The organism is Absicoccus sp. (assembly GCF_034090965.1).
In the GTDB taxonomy this organism is placed as follows: Bacteria; Bacillota_I; Bacilli_A; order Erysipelotrichales; family Erysipelotrichaceae; genus Absicoccus; species Absicoccus intestinalis.
The window spans coordinates 21,289-43,113 of record NZ_JAXDRQ010000034.1 but is presented as its reverse complement, the minus strand read 5'-3'; the positions used below and the strand labels follow the sequence as shown (position 1 = coordinate 43,113).

The 21,825-nt window shown below is 38.5% G+C and carries 23 protein-coding genes and 1 pseudogene; 6 read left to right on the top strand and 18 right to left on the bottom strand.

Annotated elements, in window-relative coordinates; all coding sequences use genetic code 11:
• From SOS22_RS04950 to SOS22_RS04905, 10 genes and pseudogenes are all read right to left on the bottom strand, one after another.
• Window positions 1-186, bottom strand: a pseudogene (locus SOS22_RS04950) (HAD family hydrolase); the annotation flags it as partial.
• A gap of 107 nt (window positions 187-293) precedes the next feature.
• A complete protein-coding gene (locus tag SOS22_RS04945; protein WP_320596521.1) occupies window positions 294-866 on the bottom strand; it encodes a glycerol-3-phosphate responsive antiterminator in 573 nt (190 codons plus the stop codon).
• Between the two features lie 27 nt (window positions 867-893).
• Window positions 894-1,190, bottom strand: a complete 297-nt coding sequence (locus SOS22_RS04940) for a rhodanese-like domain-containing protein (RefSeq protein ID WP_320596520.1) — start codon at window positions 1,188-1,190, stop codon at window positions 894-896.
• Between the two features lie 52 nt (window positions 1,191-1,242).
• Window positions 1,243-1,944, bottom strand: a complete 702-nt coding sequence (locus tag SOS22_RS04935) for an L-ribulose-5-phosphate 4-epimerase (RefSeq protein WP_320596519.1) — start codon at window positions 1,942-1,944, stop codon at window positions 1,243-1,245.
• A gap of 3 nt (window positions 1,945-1,947) precedes the next feature.
• On the bottom strand, window positions 1,948-3,234 hold the full coding sequence (locus tag SOS22_RS04930) for a sn-glycerol-1-phosphate dehydrogenase (RefSeq protein ID WP_320596518.1): 1,287 nt from the start codon (window positions 3,232-3,234) through the stop codon (window positions 1,948-1,950).
• Between the two features lie 28 nt (window positions 3,235-3,262).
• The gene (locus SOS22_RS04925) at window positions 3,263-3,568 is read right to left on the bottom strand and encodes a PTS sugar transporter subunit IIB (protein WP_320596517.1); all 306 of its coding nucleotides are present in this window, start codon (window positions 3,566-3,568) and stop codon (window positions 3,263-3,265) included.
• A gap of 2 nt (window positions 3,569-3,570) precedes the next feature.
• Entirely contained in the window at window positions 3,571-4,050 is a 480-nt protein-coding gene (locus tag SOS22_RS04920) for a PTS sugar transporter subunit IIA (protein ID WP_320596516.1), read from the bottom strand.
• 46 nt (window positions 4,051-4,096) lie between these two features.
• On the bottom strand, window positions 4,097-5,533 hold the full coding sequence (locus SOS22_RS04915) for a PTS galactitol transporter subunit IIC (protein ID WP_320596515.1): 1,437 nt from the start codon (window positions 5,531-5,533) through the stop codon (window positions 4,097-4,099).
• A gap of 130 nt (window positions 5,534-5,663) precedes the next feature.
• Window positions 5,664-6,497 (bottom strand): rhamnulose-1-phosphate aldolase, encoded by an 834-nt coding sequence (gene rhaD / locus SOS22_RS04910; RefSeq protein WP_320596514.1) that lies wholly within the window; start codon window positions 6,495-6,497, stop codon window positions 5,664-5,666.
• Between the two features lie 9 nt (window positions 6,498-6,506).
• A complete protein-coding gene (locus SOS22_RS04905; protein ID WP_320596513.1) occupies window positions 6,507-7,535 on the bottom strand; it encodes an NAD(P)-dependent oxidoreductase in 1,029 nt (342 codons plus the stop codon).
• Between the two features lie 145 nt (window positions 7,536-7,680).
• On the opposite strand from SOS22_RS04905, the gene SOS22_RS04900 reads away from it, so the two are divergent.
• On the top strand, window positions 7,681-8,436 hold the full coding sequence (locus tag SOS22_RS04900; RefSeq protein WP_320596512.1) for a DeoR/GlpR family DNA-binding transcription regulator: 756 nt from the start codon (window positions 7,681-7,683) through the stop codon (window positions 8,434-8,436).
• Here the strand turns inward: SOS22_RS04900 and SOS22_RS04895 are convergent.
• A complete protein-coding gene (locus SOS22_RS04895) occupies window positions 8,433-10,484 on the bottom strand; it encodes a BglG family transcription antiterminator (RefSeq protein WP_320596511.1) in 2,052 nt (683 codons plus the stop codon). The two genes, SOS22_RS04900 and SOS22_RS04895, sit on opposite strands and share 4 nt — an antisense overlap.
• 131 nt (window positions 10,485-10,615) lie before the next feature.
• Between SOS22_RS04895 and SOS22_RS04890 the strand changes: the two genes are divergently transcribed.
• Window positions 10,616-11,146 (top strand): hypothetical protein, encoded by a 531-nt coding sequence (locus SOS22_RS04890; RefSeq protein WP_320596510.1) that lies wholly within the window; start codon window positions 10,616-10,618, stop codon window positions 11,144-11,146.
• Window positions 11,147-11,163: 17 nt separating this feature from the next.
• A complete protein-coding gene (locus SOS22_RS04885; RefSeq protein WP_320596509.1) occupies window positions 11,164-11,481 on the top strand; it encodes a hypothetical protein in 318 nt (105 codons plus the stop codon).
• 58 nt (window positions 11,482-11,539) lie between these two features.
• On the opposite strand, the gene SOS22_RS04880 is transcribed toward SOS22_RS04885, so the two are convergent.
• From SOS22_RS04880 to SOS22_RS04870, 3 genes are read right to left on the bottom strand one after another with little or no spacing between them, the layout of a single operon-like run.
• Window positions 11,540-12,007 carry a copper ion binding protein gene (locus tag SOS22_RS04880; protein ID WP_320596508.1) on the bottom strand — a complete coding sequence of 156 codons (468 nt, stop codon included), beginning with the start codon at window positions 12,005-12,007 and terminating at the stop codon, window positions 11,540-11,542.
• Window positions 12,008-12,009: 2 nt separating this feature from the next.
• Window positions 12,010-14,775, bottom strand: coding sequence for a heavy metal translocating P-type ATPase (locus tag SOS22_RS04875; RefSeq protein WP_320596507.1), 2,766 nt, complete (start codon window positions 14,773-14,775; stop codon window positions 12,010-12,012).
• Between the two features lie 12 nt (window positions 14,776-14,787).
• Window positions 14,788-15,084, bottom strand: a complete 297-nt coding sequence (locus SOS22_RS04870) for a metal-sensing transcriptional repressor (protein ID WP_320596506.1) — start codon at window positions 15,082-15,084, stop codon at window positions 14,788-14,790.
• Window positions 15,085-15,504: 420 nt separating this feature from the next.
• Between SOS22_RS04870 and SOS22_RS04865 the strand changes: the two genes are divergently transcribed.
• Window positions 15,505-16,314 carry a hypothetical protein gene (locus SOS22_RS04865; protein ID WP_320596505.1) on the top strand — a complete coding sequence of 270 codons (810 nt, stop codon included), beginning with the start codon at window positions 15,505-15,507 and terminating at the stop codon, window positions 16,312-16,314.
• 124 nt (window positions 16,315-16,438) lie between these two features.
• Here the strand turns inward: SOS22_RS04865 and SOS22_RS04860 are convergent, their stop codons facing one another.
• From SOS22_RS04860 to SOS22_RS04845, 4 genes are read right to left on the bottom strand one after another with little or no spacing between them, the layout of a single operon-like run.
• Entirely contained in the window at window positions 16,439-17,047 is a 609-nt protein-coding gene (locus tag SOS22_RS04860) for a hypothetical protein (protein WP_320596504.1), read from the bottom strand.
• Between the two features lie 2 nt (window positions 17,048-17,049).
• Entirely contained in the window at window positions 17,050-17,427 is a 378-nt protein-coding gene (locus SOS22_RS04855; protein ID WP_320596503.1) for a hypothetical protein, read from the bottom strand.
• A 52-nt stretch (window positions 17,428-17,479) separates the two neighbouring features.
• Window positions 17,480-18,046 (bottom strand): HD domain-containing protein, encoded by a 567-nt coding sequence (locus SOS22_RS04850; protein WP_320596502.1) that lies wholly within the window; start codon window positions 18,044-18,046, stop codon window positions 17,480-17,482.
• Complete coding sequence (locus SOS22_RS04845) at window positions 18,043-20,175, bottom strand: Tex family protein (RefSeq protein WP_320596501.1); 2,133 nt, start codon at window positions 20,173-20,175, stop codon at window positions 18,043-18,045. Before SOS22_RS04845 ends, SOS22_RS04850 begins: the two co-directional genes overlap by 4 nt.
• Window positions 20,176-20,227: 52 nt before the next feature.
• Between SOS22_RS04845 and SOS22_RS04840 the strand changes: the two genes are divergently transcribed.
• Together SOS22_RS04840 and SOS22_RS04835 are read left to right on the top strand one after the other, a co-directional pair.
• On the top strand, window positions 20,228-20,896 hold the full coding sequence (locus SOS22_RS04840; RefSeq protein WP_320326372.1) for a PrsW family glutamic-type intramembrane protease: 669 nt from the start codon (window positions 20,228-20,230) through the stop codon (window positions 20,894-20,896).
• A 316-nt stretch (window positions 20,897-21,212) separates the two neighbouring features.
• Window positions 21,213-21,821: an ECF transporter S component gene (locus SOS22_RS04835; RefSeq protein WP_320326371.1), complete on the top strand. Its 609-nt coding sequence runs from the start codon at window positions 21,213-21,215 to the stop codon at window positions 21,819-21,821.
• Window positions 21,822-21,825: the final 4 nt, after the last annotated feature.

Sequence of the window (21,825 nt, the reverse complement as noted above, 5' to 3'; positions counted from 1 at the left end):
CAAATCCTTGGATGAATTATTCGTAAAGAAATAATAATTACGACTTGTATCTTCCACTTTATCTAAGAATTTATGTGTATAAGGGAATAAATCATTTCCTAGATAGATGGTTCCATCCATATCCAAAATGAAAGTCTTGATCTCTTTCATCTTTTCTTGGATCTCTTTTAAATCGGTCATTGCCATAAGCAGTTCCTCCAATATTTATTTATTTTTCCAAATTGATTATATAAAGCATTATATTTGGTTGTCAATGATATTTTTATTGCTTTTTATTTTATTTTGTAAAAGTATTACATATCCCATATATCTTGACGAGTGGTCGATACCGCAATGGCACCATTGCGTAATGAGTTGATCACATCTTCTTTGACTGTGACCAAACCACCACACATAACCGGAACGGTTGAATGTTTTGTGATATAACGAATAATCTTTGGCTGTAAGACACCCGGTAAGATTTCGATCGCATCTGGCTGTACACGTGTATGCGACTGTTTGATGATATTTTGTAAAGCCATGCTATCGAGCACAAAATATCGATGGATCGTATACAACCCAATCTTTTTGCCATATTGGATCAAATTCAATTTGGTTGTGATGATTCCATCGGCATGTGCCACATTTTTAATATAATCCAATACCGAATCATCATTGGATAAACCATCGATCAAATCCACATGTACAATGGCCAAACGACCATTCAATTTGATCCGCTCCACTAATTTTGGTAAAGAACAAATATTCCCATGTAAAATAAAGATAATGCCTACTTCGGTACGTAATGCTGCCTCCAAGCCAGCCTCATCTTTAATAGCAGCAACAATTGGATTATCTTCAAGTACTTCTATAAAATGTCTGTCCATAAAATTTCACACCTCATAGACATTGTATCATGAGTCAAAACGATAACGAGCAATTCCACCGATATTTGTAGCCTGGATGCCTTTATCGCGTAAACGATGCATGGCAATTTCCGCACGAAATCCATCCAAACAATAGACATACCAATGTTTATCCTTATAGTTTTGATACGTTTTGATATCTGCCAACGGAATATTGATAGCACCCTCTAAATGTTTCAAATGATATTCTTCCGGAATTCGAACATCCACCAATATACCATCGGGATCCTGTGATAATTTTTCAAGACCTTTATAGGGATCTTTTCTTTTCCAATCAAACAACATATGTATCACCTTAAAAAGCGGGATTTCCCCCGCTTAGGTCTAAATATCTACCCTATTTACCTTGACCATAATAGGCATTGGGACCATGTTTACGTTTAAAATGTTTATCCAAGAGAACTTGTTGCATAGAATCAATCTGATTATTTTGAAGCAACGTTGCCGTTGCATTCATTTTCGCAACTTCTTCTAAAACTACAGAATTTTCCACGGCTTTTTGGGCATCCTTGCCCCAAACAAATGGACCATGTGAATGAACCAAAACCGCCGGTATCTCATCGGGATCAATGCCTCTTGTCTTGAACTCCTCTACGATCACCTTACCGGTTTCTAATTCGTAATCGCCTTGGATTTCTTCATCCGTCATCTTCCGCGTACAAGGAACATCGCCATAGAAATAGTCTGCATGCGTCGTTCCTAAAGCTTTTAGATCCAATCCAGCTTGGGCAAAACTCGTTGCCCATTGGGAATGCGTATGGACAACCCCACCAATATTTGGCCAATTTCGATAGAATTCCAAATGGGTCTCTAGATCACTGCTTGGATTCAACTCACCTTCCACAATATTGCCATCCAAATCGGTTAGCACAATATCATCTCTTTTGAGTTCATCATAAGGAACACCACTCGGTTTAATGGCTACAATTCCTTTTTCACGATCGATCTGAGATACATTACCCCATGTAAAAGTAACCAATCCATAGGCAGGCAACAACTTATTGGCTTCCAAAACTTTTTGTTTTAGATCTTCTAACATGGGCTATTCTCCAATGATTTCATCATAGAAATCATAGAACTTCAACAAACGCATGAACGTAAGTCTTTGACGGACATAAGGACTCAATTTCAATGTCAATGGACGCAACGATTCTGGTAATGTCAAATCGGTGATTGTTGTGAAGGCATGTACCTTATTCATCCAACTGATAATTTGTTCGGAACTAGGTAGTTCTTCCAAAATGGCAATGATCTCCTCTTCTTTGGATTTCAATAAATCACCACTGATATCGGCCATGATATTTGGTGTATTTTCTTTCAAAATAGAATCCACCAAACTTTCCTTAAAATATTTCTTGATAAAGTCTGTTTCCACATCCATATGATCTTTTACTGTGTAATTACCTGATTTGATTTTCTCAAGTGCTTTTTTATACACAGCACTGACCATGCAAAGTCCAACGCCAACTTTTTCTCCATGATAGAAATCAATTGGTTCATTGATCGTAGCCATTTCCCACAAATGGGAGCAATGATGTTCGGCTCCTGACGCAGGACGCGAGTTACCAATCATCTGCATAGCTAATCCACTTAGTAATAAGCCATACATCAAATTTTCATAGGCTTCAAAATCACCCGAACCAATGCCATCCAAATTATCGATCAATGCTTTTAGGATATCTTGTTCCCATTCCACAACGGGCATACTGATATATTCACCCGTTATCGCATGGGAAATCTTCCAATCACAAATACTTGTGAACTTACCAATTAAATCACCAACACCACTTGCCGTTAAACGGCTTGGTGCTTTGGAGAAAATCTCACTATCTGCCAAAACGAAACAAGGACTAACAGCTGTAAAGCTTTTCTTAAAACCGTGCCATGTCATCGCAGCCACGGTAGAAACAAAGCCATCAACCGATGCAGCAGTAGGAATGGACAAGAACTGCAAATGATTATTGTATGCATAATATCGGGTGATATCGTGTACCGTTCCCGAACCACACGCAATTAAAAAATCTACATCTTTATGGTCTTCCATGGCTTTGTCCATGGCCCCTACGCCATGTTCATCTGCATGCAATCCATGGGGATCCAATTTAATGGTCGTGATTGAAGGAACCAATTCTTCCACTGTTTTTCCAGCGGCTTCATAGGTGTTATCGTCACAAACCATCGCAATCTTTTTATATTGGCCATATTTTTGTTGGAGAATCTCAGGCAATCGACGGATTGCTCCCTTCTCGATGACGATGTCATCTACATAAATCTGTTGATTTCGAGATGCATCACATAAACCTCTCACTTTTTCTATATCAATATTCATAAGATTTTGCCCCTTTAATTTTTTCTATTTACTTACCAACGGATTTTAAAGCATCCATAAAATCTTTAAAGAATTTATCTTCACCCATACCGGTAATGCAAGCAAATGCATTCACACAAGGAATACCATAGTCACCACGTGGTAACGGACTGGTGTGGGCAATAATATCAAAGCGACCCGATTGTGCTAATTGTAAAGCTTGTTGTGGTTTTGCTTCGGTAGATGTTACAGAATACCCTTGACCTTGTAAATATTCTTTTAATTTTGAAGCCACCATACTACTGGTAACTGTACCTGATCCACAAATGGATAAAATTCTAACTGATTTTGCCATGATTAAATAGCCTCCTCGATTTTTCTTTCTTTTTCTTTTATCACTTGGATGATCTCATCCTCTGTATTTGCTTGATAAATTTCATTTAACACATTCATATCTTGAATGATTGTGATGATTCGTTGTAGTTTTTTGATATGTTCTTTTGGATTTTCAATGGCCAACATCATAACGACTTTTACATCGATGATCGTATCCGTGGTTCCCATTTGCACAAAGTGTACTGGCTCATTTAATGTCATGATACCTTCGGCTTCATGGAGAACATTGGCCGCTTCAGTATGCGGAATCGCAATCCCAAAACCATTGATTGCCAATCCTGTGGGATAATCTTTTTCTCTTTTTTTCAATTCCTCCACATAATTGTCTTTACAAAATCCTTCTTGGATAAATTTTGTACCCAATTGTTCAAAAACATCATTGGTTGTTTTGGCATCCGCATGTAATATCATTAATTTCTTATTCAAATCTTCCCAAATCATACGTAGCACCCTTCCTATAAATAAGAGTGTGATTTCTCACACTCTTTTAAGCTTCTGCTAAATCCTCCGTTCCTGGAGAACCGGCATTCTTCATAGCCATCTTTTCCAAGTGTGCTTCGATACCTTTTGCATGTGTACGATAAACGATATAAGCTACTGCATAAATGACAACAGCCAAACCTATCATAACTGGGTTATTGGACAAGAATGCAAAGAATACTAAGCCAACCAATGGTTTTCCTAAGATATTAAATGAGGTAATCATTGCGGCTCCAGCTGGAATCGCATAGCCTGCATCTTTCGCTACTTCGGTAAAGATTGGAGCCGTTGCCGAACACATCAACAAGCCAATGCTAAACCAAATCATACCCGTAACAATGACTTTCGCCATATTTCCATTATAGACAGCAACCAAGCCTTCAACCATATAAGGAATGGCAACCAAGTCAACAACTGGTAATGTTTGGTTTCCTGGTAGGAAGAAAGCAATGATGACCATAATTGGCATCAACAACAATCCACAAGTTAATGTAGCTGGTTCACCATATCCAACAGCATCATTGACGGCAATAAACCATTCACGGTCGTTGGTATCACCCATGAATTGACGTGCTCCTTCTGTAATTGGGGCAAACGCTTGGGCAAAGAAACCCGTAATGGATGGGAAAATAGCCATGACAGCAGCCGTAGCAACAGCAGCTGTAAAGATAGAGCCCCAAGCTTGCATTGTAGCTAGCTTATTAATGTTTCCTAAAAGACCAATGATGAAACCTAAGATAAAACCAATTGTCATTGGTTCACCTAACCAACCAATTTTTTCCTGAATAGATTGTGGATTCAATTTGATCTTGTTCATACCAATCAAATTTAAGACGGGATCCAATACGATAGCGAAGATACCTGGTTCAATATTATGCATCGCAATGATCGTACAGTTTGGATATTGGTAATAATTGGACCAACGATTGGCCAACATATCGGCAACCAATAAACTATATAAGTTGCATAAAACCATGCAGGCAATACCTAATGGGAAATTACCTGTAACGGCAATGACCATGGCACCCCAAACCATATAGGAATAGTTATTCCACAAATCGGATGGTTGGAAACATTTTGTCCATTTGATCAAGAATAAGACTGTCTGCAAGACGATTCCTAGTCCTAGATAAATCATACCCGCGCTTGTCGAGAATGCTACCAAGCTGGTCGCTTGCCAACCAACATCGAAAACCCTTAAATTAACACCGGTCAATCCTTTCATGACCACGGACATATTTTGTACTAATGGCGTAATAATTGGTGTAAAGGCACCAACCATCAATGAGATACCTTCCAATGAAACACCGGCATATAAAGCTGACAAGAATGCTTTTTGCGGTTTTACACGGAAAATCAAAGCAATGATACCGATAATAATAGGAACAATGATAGCTGCTCCAAAGTTATCGATCAATGATTTTAAAAATTCAAGAATTACCACTTCACATTTCCTCCTTCTACGTAAAGTATTAAGTTGCAACCTTTTGTATACGGTTACAATATAAACGAAAAATTGCAATTCCAACAGAGTAGACTTTTTCAAACAATTTTGAAAAAAAGTATACCCCCCTCTATTTCGTATATAACGCATTTGGATTCAATGTGACATGAAAGGCTTCTCCCACATCTTTCAATCCCTGCAAAGGAATGCTCTGTCTAGGCACCTGGACAACACTGTGAACTTTCAACCAAATTTCAGCTGCTTTTTCAATCGTATGCATCAAACCAAACGTCTGATCAAAATCCGTACCCGAACAAAACATGCCATGATGGGCCCAAATCACCGCATTATAGCCATGTTCTTCCATTTCTTTACTCGTCTGAATGGCTATGGATTGTCCCCCGGGTACCATCCATTCCACGACACCCACACCTTCTGGAAAAATCACCGGACATTCGGTCATAATTTCCCACAATTCGCGTGTAAACACTTCACTTTCTAAAGGTAGGATGAACGTAAGCGCAATCACATTAGGACAATGGCAATGATAGATCACACGATTTTTATCTTTTGTCTGTTTGCCTTTGACTGCCATATTCATCAAATGAGTGGGTAATTCACTGGTTGGTTTACCACCATCTGCCAATCCCCATAGAATGCGATAGTTTTGACCTGTCTTGTCGACTTGAATGATCCCCATCGTATGTTCAGGATCTTTCTCCATATTGTGAAAAAATTGACCGGTTCCACTGATCAAAAAGTAATCATTCGCTAGATACGAAACACTTGTACCAATGGGAAACCACGTATTCGAATCTTGTAGCTCTTCTTTGATCGACTCTACATCTTCATCTTGCAGCCAATATGTAAAATTACCACCATTCCGTTCATGCCACCCCAAGGCATCTCCATGCATGGCCATCGCTATATAATCCTGAACAAATTTTGCATCTGTTACTTTCATAAAAGCCTCCTACAACATATAACGCGTTTTACCCGTTTTAAATGCTTCTTCTACATACGAAATCAATAGTTCTGGGCTTCGTATACACGAGTCCACTGTATCGCCACCACGATGGTTCGTGATCGTAATATTATCTAATTTTGTGATTGGATCATTGGCTTCTAAAGGTTCTTTAGGGAAGACATCGATAGCAGCACCCATGATTTGATGGGTTTCTAGACTATGAACCAAGGCGTCCATATCCACCAACACGGCACGTGCCGTATTGATCAAATATGCACTGGACTTCATAGATGCCAATTCTTTTTTGCCAATGATTGGTGGATCATTGGGACCAATGCGGCCATGTAACGTTACAATATCCGCTTCTTTTAAAAGTTCTTCTTTGGAAACCGGTATGCATCCAGCTGCTTGGATTTCCTTTGCATCTACGAATGGATCACTAACAAAAATCGTTGTATGGAAAGGTTGTAAAAGTTCCGCAACCAAACGACCAATCGTACCAAAACCAATGATGCCAATACGACTGCTTCGTAATTCACGAATGTTTCCAGAATTTGGATAGCTTTCACGCCATTCTCCTTGTTTCAAAGCATAATTGGCACGGGCAACATTTCGCGTTTCACAAATCATTAAACCTACCGTCAATTCTGCGACCGCATGGGCATTATGCGCTGGACAATGAATGATATGAATGCCTTTGGCTTGCGCTTGCATAACCGCAATATTTTCCAATCCTCCACGTGCAGAAACGATATATTGCAGATGTTTGGCCTGCTGGATCACTTCTTGACCAATGGGACATAAGTGAACAAAAACAACATCTGCATCGACTACCGCTTTAAAAATGTCTTCTGGTAGTGGATACGCTTCACTTCCTTCGGTTTCAATCTTGCGAATCAATGTTCGTGTTGCTACACGATCCAAATCGCCTTTCCAAGTAAATCCTTGATAAGAATCAAATAAGCCAGACTTATTGATTTCTTCGCGAAATGCCTCTTCATTTAGAAACATATCGCCAATCGCTACACATTTCATGTTTCTACCTCCAAATGTATCTTTTCGTACACTCAGAATAGAAAACAAGAATCTTTTTTACCTAATTTTTTAGTGTATTTTGTTCCAATTTCCACATTTCGAAAGAATTATTGTTTGTTTCGAACATTTTTCGTATGATAAATGTATGAAAAAGCAACAACGTCAACAAGCTATCATTCAATTATTGAAACAAAATGACTCTGTTCGTGTTTCCACTATGAGTCAAAAGTTCCATATCGCGCCTATGACGGTCCGTCGTGATTTGGCAGAACTCGAAAAAAAAGGCATCCTCATACGAACGCATGGGGGTGCCATATTAAAATCGAAACAAACATATGATACATCAACAACGATCTATAAACGATTAAAAGTAAATACTGAAATTAAATGTCAAATCGCAAAAAAGGCCTTGACGCAATTAAATGCCAATGACCACATTTTCATTGCGAGTGGATCAACCATAGAACTCTTTGCGGAAGAAATTCCAAACAATATTCCTTTAGAAGTGGTCACTAACTCTATCAATGTCGTATTGCGTTTATCCCAAAAGAAAAACATCAAAATTTATTTGGTCGGTGGAGAACTTCGTGAAAAATCTATGTCCATGACAGGCCCCATCGCCATCAATGTCTTAAAACAACTTCAACTCAACAAAGCGTTTATTGGCATCAATGCCATCGATGCACAAGGTCATATTTATACATCCAGTGTGGTAGAAACCCAATTGTTGGAATATCTATCCACATCGATTCATCCTCTCTATGTTTTGGCGGATGCCTCCAAGCTTGATAAGATCGACTTCATCAAAGTGGATCTACGCTCACCCTACACTCTGATAACGGATTCTATTCCTGTCGCTTTGAAAGCCAATTATCTTGAACACGGCATCAATGTGCTCTAAAGCATTTCTTCATAATCACGAATCACCGAGTAAATTTCGTCTGGATTTTTTGATTGATCCAAGGTAGGGATAAATTCGGGATTGGCTAATAAATTCATTAAATGAAACATGGGTTTTAAATGACTGTCCTTATCGACCGTAGATAAACAGAACACATAACGTACTGCTTTATCACCAAATAACACAGGCTCTTTCAATCGAATCAAATACATACCTAATTTATATCCTCCCGTATAGGGAGAAGCATGAGGAACGGCTACTCCTTGTGATAAAACAATGTAAGGTCCATCTTTTTCAACATTTGCGATCATTTGATCAACATACACTTCATTGATGTATTTTTCTTCCAACAAGACTCTTGCACTCTTACGAATCGCCTCTTGCCAGTCCTTTACTTCCACATCAATTTCAATATGTCCTTTCAACAAATAAGATAAAATGGCTTGAATATTTTGATTGGAATCTGGATATACAAATTGTCGCAATACACTAATGATATTTTTATAGATGGTTTCTTTATCCAATGGGGATTCTTGAATGGCATTGGCCAATTGAATCTGCAGTTTTCGAAAGTTCTCATCCACATCGGAATGTTTCTTCTTCGATCGAATCTGCTCAATGCGATCACCTAAAACAATACATTCTTCATCATTCAGATCCGGTGTGACCAAAATGCTTTCACAACGTGTTTCTTGAATGGGAACGGTTGTCAAAATCAGATCCACATTTTTCAAATCATATAATGATAGAGCATGTTGCGGAATCACACCAACAATATTGAAGTTGAAAAATCGGCGTAATTTAGAAATTAAAAATGTAACTTCTCCTAAGCCTGTATCACTTACCAATAAAACCGAGATCGAGTTCTTATGTTCTCGGCTTCTTTCAATGGCTGCTTGCACATGAATGGTTATATACGCAATTTCTTCTTCGGAAATCTTACGTCCAGCCACTTCTTCTAACGGCCCCATGTTTTTCTTGATGGCCTTGACAGTTTGTGGATTGTTTTGAATGACAGTACGTAAAAGCCCTCTATCAATATTCGTATTCACTTGAATATCTTGAAAGGTAGATTGAAGATGATTCACTAAGTTCTGATAAAACTGAAAATCATTTTTGATATTCACATGAATATCTTGATTTAAATGATCGATAAATTCTTTCGCAATGATCTGGATCCGCATCAATTGATCATCAATATCATTGCGTTTTATATATTTAAAATTATATAAAATATCACTAAGTAGATATTTTTCAGTCAACATCATTTTTATGCCATACGTACAAGCAATCGCATCAAGGATATGATCGGCCAATACAGCCATCGATGGATGTTGTAAAACATAATCAATCTCAACACTTCGTCCTTTATTGATCTCACGCATCATGATCTTTAAATATTGTAACAATTCAGAAAAAGAGCGATCGGTCAAAAACATATGGAATCGTAACTCATTATCCCGGATGATTTGGCCTAAGATCTGTATATCTGTTTCCGATAATTGATCATTGGTTTGACCTTGATAATAGTCCAATACTTTCATTTGATTGGAAATATTCATCAATACAATGCGACGATTACTTTCTTTTCCAACAATTTGTAAGCCTTTAGACAAAGGAACAATTTCTAGATCATAAGGTGAGATGATTTTCCGCGCATTATTGACATCATGAATGATGGTCGATCGAGAAACTAAAAGAACATCAGCTAGTTCTTGTAAAGTCATCGTACCCGGTGATTCCAGCAATAGATAAGAAATCATAGCGGCACGTTCATTTTTATTCAATTTAAACGAATAAAAATCATTATTTTGTAGGACTTGTGCAATTTCTTCATGATTAGCCAAAAAAGTGATATTCCCATCTTCATCAATTAAGAGGGATGGCAAATGTTTGTTTGTGAAAAAACGAGAGATCTCATCAAGATCATATCGAATGGTTCGCTCCGAAACATGAAAATGATCGATCAAACGATTTAAAGAGCATTTCCTTTTATATTTTTGGCAATCTTCAATATATAAAATAATTTCTCTATGTCGTTTATTCATAAGGCCCCCTAATTTACTATAACATCATAAAAATTAGCATCTAGTATGAATATTTGCAAAAACATTCGCAAAAAGTTGAACATCTGCATATTGAATTATGCAGTATACTAAATAAAGAAAGAGGGATACACATGGAGTTTAAACAATATATCAATAAACGAAACAAACCCGTGTTCATGTATATCCACGGTGAATGTTTATCCACATTTAGCTTTAAAATTGAAACCAAAGAACTCAAAAAAGATTTTACAGTTATTCTGCCCGTTTTAGGAAATGACTTTAAAGACATCGACAGTGCTGCCGATGAAATCATTGCTTTCATCGATAAAAAATTCAAAGGCCATATTGCCGTATTATCGGGCTTTTCATTGGGAGGTCAAATCGCCATCAACATCTTAAGCAAACGACCCGACCTTTGTGATCATGCCATTATCGAAGAAGCACGCATGGAACCAATGAAGATTCGTAACTGGTCAGATCTGGTGGCTGTCTATGCCAATCCACTGGCTCAAAATAAACTCTTTAATTCGTTTATGTATTATACGAAATTCAATAAAGACTTTGCTGAAAAAGAATATTATCAAAACTTTAAACAATTGTCGAAAGAATCGATAAAAAATCAACTCGAAGCAACCTATTCTTTTACCATGCCAAAAACCTAGACAAGACAACTTGTCAAATGGCAATCATGGTTGGCCAGCGTGTTCGTAAAGCCTATAAACATAGTGCGGATCTGCTTCATGAACAAGTGCCAGACAGTCACATTTTCATGTTAATGAACTACACCCATGGCGATTTTAGCTTAGGTCATCCAGAAGAATTTATTCGTTTTGTGAAATCTTGGATCCAGAAAAAAGATAAACAACAACGGAAAGCAGCCATCAAAGAACAACCTGCAGATGAAGGTGTTTATATGCCGAACTGGAAACATATTCTCTTACGTTTAAAAGAAAAACATCAAAAACGGATCAGTGAGCCTTCCTCCATTCGTTCTTAACTATTTTTTCTCTCCATATCAAAAGACCGATGGAAAATTCCATCGGCTTTTGTATGTTTTATTCTGGATGATATCCCGCTGCAATGATTGCTTCTACGGCTTTGCTGAATGTTGGTTTGTTGGCATTAAAGCTAACTGTCTTTGTATCCAGATCGACTTGTACATTGGATGTACCCTCTACATTTTTTACTGCTTCGGTGATGGTTGCTACACAATGTTCGCACATCATATCTGGTACTTGTAAAGAATGCTTCTGGTCTTGGCCTTGCCAACCGACTGGTTCATATCCAGCATCACTGACGGCTTGTTTCAATTCGACCAAACTGGTTCCTTCTGCCATTTGGATCGCAGCGGTTCCCTTTGTGATATCCACATTGGCTTCTTTGACACCCGGTACACGAACCAAGGCATGGTGAACCGTTGCCGCACAATGGTTACAAGCCATTCCTTCAATCAACATGGTTTTATTCACTAATTTTTCATTCGTTTCTTCTGTATTCTTTTTCTTTTTACCAAACAATCCCATAACTATGCCTCCTTCATTGTATATCCTGCCTTTTCAACCGCTGTTTTTAAAGCATCGATTTTCGTATCTTTTTCCATGGTAACTTCTGCTTGTGCCTTATCTAAATCGACATGTACATGATTAACACCAACTACCGATGTCAATGCATCATTCACTCGTTTTACACAATGTTCACACATCATTCCTTCGATTGGCAATACAACGGTTTCTGTTGAACGCTCAATCGATACAGGTTCATATCCAGCTTCGGTGATCACTGTATTTAATTCCTTGTCAGTCACTGTATCATCCACTTTAAATGCAGCTTTGTTGGCTTCGACATCCACACAAACATGAGATACCCCCGAAACACTTTCTAAAGCTTGGGTAACTCTAGCTTTACAATGATCACACATCATACCATTGATTCTCATTGTAACGGGTTGTCCATGTGGTTCATTCACAATCGGTTCAACCTCTGCTTGGATTGGTTTTGGTGCTTCTTCTTTGGCAACGACCTTTTCCTTAAAGAAACGCAATCGCCATGCATTTGTACATACACAAACGGAACTCAATGACATAGCCAACGCACCAAACATTGGACTCATGGTCCATCCGGCAATGCCCATTGCCATTGGAATACAAATCACATTATAGAAGAAGGCCCAAAATAAGTTTTGATGCACATTGCGAATCGTTGCCTGGGAAAGATCAATAGCCGTATTGACATCCAATAGGCTATTCTTCATTAAGATCACATCGGCAGAATCCACCGCAATGTCTGTACCTGCACCAATCGCAATTCCCACATCTGCACGAACCAAAGCTGGAGCATCGTTGATGCCGTCACCAACCATAGCTACAAAACGACCTTGATCATGTAACGCACGTACTTTTGCTTCTTTATCTTGTGGTAAGACATCACTGATAACTTCATCGACACCCAAACGTTTTGCCACGGCTTGTGCTGTTTGTTTGTTGTCACCAGTTAACATCACCACATGAATACCTTTTTCTTGAAAGGCTTGAATCGCTTGTAAAGATGTCGTACGAACGGTATCCGCTACCGCTAAGATACCTAAAACGACATTATCATCAGCAACGATCATAGGTGTCTTGCCTTCATTGGCGAATGCCGATAAAGTTTCTGTCACTTTTTCATCAAAAGCAATCTGTTCTTCTTTCATAAAAGCAACATTGCCAATTCGATACGACTTTCCTTGAATCGTTCCCTTTACGCCTCGACCGGTCACATTCACAAAATTTGTCACCGTATCCAAAGATAATCCTTTTTCTTTGGCCGCTTGTACAATGGCTTGTCCCAAAGGATGCATGGATCCATTTTCAATGGAAGCACTCAATTGTAACAAGGCCTCATCTTTCCGATGGGAGAAGTTTTTCAGATCTTGTAACGTAGGCTTGCCTTCCGTGATCGTACCTGTCTTATCCAAAACAATCGTATCGATGTTATGTAGATTTTCTAAACTGACGGCCGATTTCAACAAGATGCCATAACGAGCTGCTTTTTCGGTACCCACCATGATTGCCATTGGCGTGGCCAAACCCAAGGCACAAGGACAACTAATGACCAATACACTGATGCCATTATTGAGTGCATGTTGGAAATCACGCGAATAGATCATCCACCCAACAAAGGTCAAAAGGGCAATACCCATGACCACAGGTACAAAGATACCCGCTACTTTATCCGCAATACGCGCAATTGGCGCTTTGGACGTACCCGCTTCATCAACCAATCGCACAATTTGAGCCAATGTCGTATCATCACCCACTCGGTTGGCACGAAATTGAAACGTACCATTTTCATTGATGGTAGCCGAGATGACATCATCCCCCACTTGTTTTTCCACTGGAATACTTTCTCCAGTGATAGCACTTTGATTCAAATAACCAACACCTTGAATGATCGTACCGTCCACTGGTACTCGTTGTCCTGGTTTTACAACAACGATATCGCCTGCCACAATGGAATCACTCGCCACTTCTACTTCTTGTCCATTTCGAAGCACAATGGCATTTTTGGGTGTCAGATCCATTAATTTGCCTAACGCATCCCCCGTTTTTGCTTTGGATTTCGATTCCAAATATTTACCAATTGAAACCAACGTTAAGATCATTGCGGAAGAATCAAAATATAAGGCATGTCGAGCTTGTTCCACCAACATCCTTTGGCCATGTCCAAAACCATATGCCATGATAAACGTCATAGCCAAGGCATAGACATAACTCGCACTCGAACCCAACGCCACCAATGTATCCATATTGGGTGCTTTTCGAATCAATCCTTTAAATCCATCCATATAAAAATGTCTTTGAATAAAGATGACATAGGTTGCCAATAAGGCCTGGATGATCGTTGTGATCATGGCATTTTTGGGACCCGATAAAAAATCCGGCATCGGTAAATGAAGCATCTCTCCCATCGCAATATACATCAAAACGATCATCAATACGATGGATTGGATCAACCGTTTTTTAGCCGCTTGACTCTGTGCTTCCACACGTGCTTGACGCGCTTCCCAATCCGACTTCATTGAAGACTTACCTACTTCTTTTTGCACCTTTAGACTGGCTCCATACCCAATATGTGCAACCGCATCACAAATCTGTTTTTCATTGACCACCGATTCATCATATTCCACATTCATCCGATTGGCCAATAAAGAAACATCAACAGTTTGTACACCATCCAACTTGGCAACCGCCTTGGTGACATTGGCTTGACAAGCTGCACAACTCATCCCAGTTACATCAAATATCTCTTTCATTCCATCACTTCCTTATTTTAAACGCTTCACCAAATTCATGACTTCGTCCATGATTTCGGTATTTCCTTCTTTTATGTCTTCCGTCACACACGTTTCCAAATGTTCCTGAAGAATTGTGTATCCAAAGGATTGGAGTGCTTTTTCGACGGCAGCAATCTGAATCAATACATCACCGCAATATCGGTTATCCTCTAACATCGATTCAATCCCATTTAATTGACCCACGATTCGATGAATCCGGTTTTTTAATTGTTTTAGATCCGCTTCCGAACGTGGTACATGTTTATGTTTTGGTTCACAACAAGTCATCTTTTTACCTCCTGTGCACGCTTATATTATACCCTGTGGGGGTATATGTCAAACAAAACACCATAAAAAAAGATCAGAAGTTAACAATGTGTAACTTCTAATCCATTTGTTTATGAACGAAGAGAAGAACAACGATACATAAATAGTCATAGCCATAAATCGTTGTTTACGAGCTTACCTTACGGATGTCTCAATTCAATCACTTATCTTCTCTTCAATGAAATTATATCCCTTCTAAACAAGCTATAGAATCTTTCAATTTTATAAAAAATACAAAAGCATTCACAAGTTTATATTAAAAAAAGGAGTGCCATTCAATTTTATTGATTCTAATATGTTTAATTTTTCTTTTGTAAAAGTATTGGCATTGTTATAATAGGGTTAACAAGAGCAGAGAGAGAAAGGGAGGTTTTACGTTCTATGTTCAAGAAATTTTTTACATTATTTATTTCTGCATTTTTACTAGTATCCGTTGTTGCTTGTAGTAACACATCTTCACAATCCAAAAAAAAGGAATATGTAAGTAAAGATGAAATCAGCAATGTTTTTGAAGATCCGGATTCATACAGTGGTAAATATATCAAATTATCTGGAAAAATATTTAATGTGAAGAAAAAAGACGGAGGATTAAATGGTTACCAAATTTGTTACGATATCAAAAATAACAATCAAGATTTTTTTGTATCCTTGAAAAGCACTCCAAAATTCAATAATGATGATTATGTTACAGTTGACGGAATGATCAATGGTACTCTTGAAGCAGAAAATAATTTAGGTAATAAAATTACTATGCCAGAAATATCTTCTGCTAAAGTCAAAAAAAGCAGTTATATAGATTTAGTTGTTCCTGCTAAAAAAACAATCTCACCAAATGCTAGCCAAGAAATTAACGGTATTAAGTTGACAATTGATAAAATTGAATATGCTGAAGAAGAAACACGTGTATACGTCACTGTGGTAAACAACAGTGGAGATACTTTTGATTTGAATAATTATGATATCAAGCTAACAATGAATGGAACTCAAATTGAGCAGGATAACAGTAGTTTATCAGAGTACGAAGGAGACTATCCGCAATTATCCTATGAAATTCTAAATGGTATTACTAATTCTGGAATTTTAGTATTTCCTAAAATGGATCAAAATAATTTTACTTTATTAGCAGATGGATATACTGATGCCAATTTTGATGAAATTAATTTTGAAATCCAAGTGAATGTTGAACAATAAAAATAAATAATAAAAAAAGCAGTTGTAACGGAATGATCAAGTATCTATTCGTTACAACTTTTTTTACGGTTATCCGAAATTTTGATATTCGGTTATTCCCCCATTTATATCTACTCTTCGAACTTTATAAAAAATACAACAACATGGCAATGTAGGCACATGTCTTTGGTACCATCAACATGCCAATCATTGGATGTTTATGTGATCCTATCGTAACAGGTAAGTAACAACCAAAGGAAATCAAAATGGATACCACCATGTACCAATTGGATACTTTCGCAAATACATAAACGACCAATAAACCGGTAATGAGGAAAATACCATTTCGAAGTAAAGACAATGTCATTGGTGCATCGGGTTGTCCCCATTGGTTTTGGGGCAACAAACAAATCACGATACGTAAAATGGCCGTGATCCAAATCAAAACAAGGATCCAATGAGAAACCGTTAAAGCATAGGTTTCTTGCCATATATAATACAAAAGAATATAGAAAACAGTCATGGTAATCGATGAAATCTGTAAGCCTCGATTCATTCTTTGATTCACCGTATCATCCGGTGTTTTCAATAAGCTTTGCATCCTGGGAAGCAAATGAAACGCATCCCCGAAACATAGGATCCAAGCCCAAATGGCACACAATATTTGGCCACGACATAAAAACAACACACCCGCAAGGAGCGCAAAACATAAATAGGCACCATCAAACAGCACTTCAAACTTTTGTGGTTTCATTTTTATCCCTCATCCTTTATGGCCGGCTTTTGATCATTGACCGTACGAATTGCGGCATAATGCGTATGCGATAAATATTCAAACGATACGCTATCTCCTTTTTTCAAGCCATTGGTATCCCCACGATATAGAACACCACCTACTTTAAAATCCGTTCCCGTCACAGATTGTATGGTTCCTGTTTTAACTTCATAGTTTTGCGAAAAAGCTTGTGGCATATCGAATATATAATTATGCATAAAAATGACTTCCAAAACCAATGCACATCCAAAAACAATGGGATAGACACGTTTGGCTTTTCGAAAGAAAATCAATAAAAGCAACAATCCTACAAATACAATCAAATAAATGGTCAAATACAACATATATCGATGCAACATACATAATCCCCCTAACTGTTCCTATGAACAATCCAATTTTATAAACATGAATTTATTCTGATTGATTGGTTTCAATTTTTTCCGTGGTCCATTGATCAATGCAAGCTTTGAGATCCTTTAAATACGCAGAAAATTGAACTTCTTTTTGGCCATATGTATATTGTAGATCATATTCCAATGGCAACCATGTTTCAATGGAACTTTCATTATGACTGATCACCGCTTCTAAGCGATCCAATGCTTTATACAGTTTGGCTTCCACGCTTTGTTGCGCTTCCATTTCGCTGATCAGATCCTGAAACATCTGCTTTTCTTTTTTTGGAAATGTATCGATCCAAGCTTGATAGCGATTTTTTTCCGTTTGTCTCTGATCATTCGTTTTCTGAAAGGTAGGAATATCCCCAGTAAAAGCCTCACCAAGATCATGAATCAAACACATACGAATGACTCGATCCATATCACAAGCCAACTCATCTTCCAAAAGCAGGGCCATCAAGGCCATTCGCCAACTATGTTCAGCCACACTTTCTTGTCGACCCGTTTCGAAGAAACAATGTCGCGTCGTCTCTTTTAAACGACCTGCTACCTGGAGGATCGCAATCAATTCTTCGGGTTTCATCGTGGTTGCACCAAAGAAAGTTGTACTTTGCCTTTTTCTTCGTCGATCCGATAGACCCACACCGTCACAATATCACCAACCGCAACCACTTCACTGGGATGATGAATACGATGATTGGCCATCTTAGAAATATGGATCAAACCATCTTCATGCAGACCAATATCCACAAAAGCACCAAAATCAACGACATTGCGCACGACCCCTTCCAATTGATCGCCTACATGAAGGTCTTCCATGGTCAATACGTCTTTCTTTAAGATGGGGCCGGTACTATTTTCTCGATAATCACGCAAGGGTTGCTGAATCGCATCACAAATATCTCGCAGCGTATAATCGTCGCCTTTTAAAGAAGCATTTGCCTTTTCTATGGCTTCTTTAGCTTTAGGTGTACCCATATCGGATGTTGTCAATTTCAATTGCTTCAACAATTGACGAGCCAAATCATAGGATTCCGGATGGATGCTGGTACGATCCAATGGTTCCTTGCTATCTTCGATTCGTAAAAAACCTGCACTTTGTTCAAATGATTTCGGACCAATCTTCGGAATTTTTTTGATTTGATCTCGACTGTTGATCTTCCCATTTTCTTCGCGATACGAAACGATGCTTTCAGCCATGGCATGGGATAAACCCGACACATTTTCTAATAACGATACACTGGCCGTATTGATGTTCACGCCCACTCGATTGACGGCTTTTTCAACGACAAAATGCAGACGCTCCTTCAATTCTTTTTGAGGCAAATCATGTTGATACTGACCAACCCCAATGGATTGTGGATCAATTTTGATCAATTCCGATAATGGATCCAACAAACGCCGCGCAATGGAAATGGCACTTCGCTGTTCCACATGCAGATCTGGAAATTCTTCGATGGCCAATTTGGAAGCACTATATACACTCGCCCCCGCTTCCGAAACGATCGAATACACCACGGGCAAATGATATTCTTTGATGACATTGGCCACAAACGCTTCACTTTCTCTAGAAGCTGTGCCATTGCCAATGGCCACGATATCGACATGATAATTCGTACATAATTGCACAAACTTTCGCTTGGCTTCGGATAGTTTTTGATTGGGTTTGTGAGGATAGATCACATCAACACACAAAGCTTTTCCTGAAGCATCAATGATGGCCAATTTACAACCTGTACGAAAAGCTGGATCAAACCCCATGATGGTCTTATCTTTTAACGGAGCCTGAAGCAATAGCTTTTCTAAATTCATCGAAAACACATCCATGGAACTGGTTTGTGCTTTTTCACTCAATTGCGAACGAACCAACCGCTCCAGGGATGGAAGTGTCAATCGTTTTAAACTATCTTGAATGGCTTGTTCTATATATATAGCACAAGGATTATGAGGATAGCGTACAAAATGACGATTCGCCCAATTTTGGATATAGTCTTCGTTACAAGTCACATGCACCGTGATGACTTTTTCTTTTTCCGCTCGATTGATTGCCATGATCTGATGATTGGCGATGCGATCGATCCGACTTGAAAAATCATAATACATACGATAGACCTTTTTCTCATCTTCGGCATCTTTTTTCATTTGCGTTTCGATTCGACCATATTTCATCATGGAAGTAAAAATGGTATCGCGAAGCGCACGATCTTCACTGAATTGTTGCGCCAAGATATCCATAGCTCCCTGCAAAGCCGTTTGCCGATCCGGTATTTCCTCATTCAGATACGCATCAATTTCTTGTTCCTGCCAGTCTTTCGGACAAGCTAAAATACGTTGGGCCAATGGTTGTAAACCACGTGAAATCGCTATGCCTGCCCGCGTTTTTTTCTTTTGTTTATAAGGACGATAAATTTCTTCAAGCTCAGCTAGTTTGGTACAAGCCAAGACGGAAGCCTTGATTTCCGGACTCAATGAGCCCACCGTCTCGATCCGATGCAAAACTTCATCTTTCCGCTTTTCCACATTTTGACGATAGGTATATTGTTCTTCGATGACACGAATTTGTTCCTCATCCAAGTTTCCCGTTCTTTCTTTACGGTATCGCGCAATAAAGGGAACCGTACTGCCTTCTTCCAACAAGGACAAGACGGCTTCCACTTGTTTGGGTTGAATATCCAATTGAGAAGCAATCGCCTCGATAATTTTTATATCCATATTCTATTCTCCATTTTCTGCACTTTATTATATAATAAATCCAGGTGATTTTATGTTTTTATTTTATGGCCCAAGAATCCTATTATTTGCCGCTGTCGTGCCTGCCATTTTCTTATTGATCAAAGTCTATCAACTGGATCGCATGGAACGAGAACCTCTTGACTTGATCATCCAATTGGTTGTGTATGGCATGGTAGCGACCGCCTTGGCAGCATTGATTGAAGATGTACTCATGAATCAGGCAACTTCAAAATTCATTGCCTATTTTGGTGTAGTTGGTTGTACCGAAGAAGGCTTAAAATATCTCTTTGTGAACCGGGGTACATGGAAATCGCGCGAATTCAATTGCATGTTTGATGGCATTGTTTATTGTATTTCCGTTTCTTTAGGCTTTGCCCTGATGGAAAACATTCTCTATGTCTTCAATTATGGCTTGAATGTGGCATTTGTACGCGCTCTGACCGCCATTCCCGGACATGCTTGTTTCGGCATCTTCATGGGGGTTTGGTACGGCATGGCAAAGAAAGCCGAAGGCCGCGCCCAATATGCGCAAGCCACGCTTTATCGAATTCTAGCCTTCCTTGTTCCTGTATTGATTCATGGAACTTATGATTATCTGGCTACATCCGATAATTACTGGTTCTTCTTATTTATCATTCTTTTATTCTTCATCAGTTATCGTTTGGTCATTCATCAATCGCAAAACGATCAATATATTTAAGTCCGATGGCAATCAGCCATCGTTTTTTTTTAGCCTTTAAGTTATAAAAATTATTTATATATAGAAGATATCCAATCTGTTTTTTTCGTTTTTGATAAAAAATTTATTTATATGTATAATTTTTGACTATAATTCCATTAAAAAACTACTATATCCAAACAATTGACGAAGTCCCAATCAATGATTAAGATGAGAACCATACTAGAAAGGAGCACTCAATCAAATGATCTTTAACTATCGTCATGCGACCAATTGTTGGATGTGTTGTTGTTCCATACAAACAAATAAATAGAAAAAATAGAAAGAGAGAAATACTATGTCAACCACAAACACAATTCAACGTCAAACGAATACATCTGCCTTTTCAACCTATGCCCTACTTTTGATTCCTGTTGGTGTAGCCATCAACTTTATTGGCGGCCAACTCAATGACCTATTAAAACTACCCCTTTATTTAGATACGATTGGTACCTTATTATCAGCCATCTTAGCCGGTCCCATTGTCGGCCTTACGACCGGGGTCTTGACCAATATTGTGGCTGGTATCATCAATCCAGTCAATTTTGCCTTTATTCCCGTTAACTTAGTTGTCGGCTTGATTGCAGGTTACTTATCCAAAAAAGACTTCTTTTTAACACCATTGAAAATCGCTATCTCGATTGTCATCATTACTTTGGTTTCCATTATCGTTTCCGCTCCCATTCTTGTATTTGCTTTTGGTGGCCTGACCGGAAATGGAGCCAGTGTCATTGCTTCGGTCTTATTGGCTTCTGGCCAAAATATTTGGACTGCCGTGATTGGTACCAATGGTGTATTTAACTTTTTGGATCGCATTCTTTCCATCTTGGTAGTCTTTGCGATCATTCGTGTATTGCCAAAGAAAACACTGATTCAATTCCAGCTTGGCGAAAAATATATCAAATAGAAAA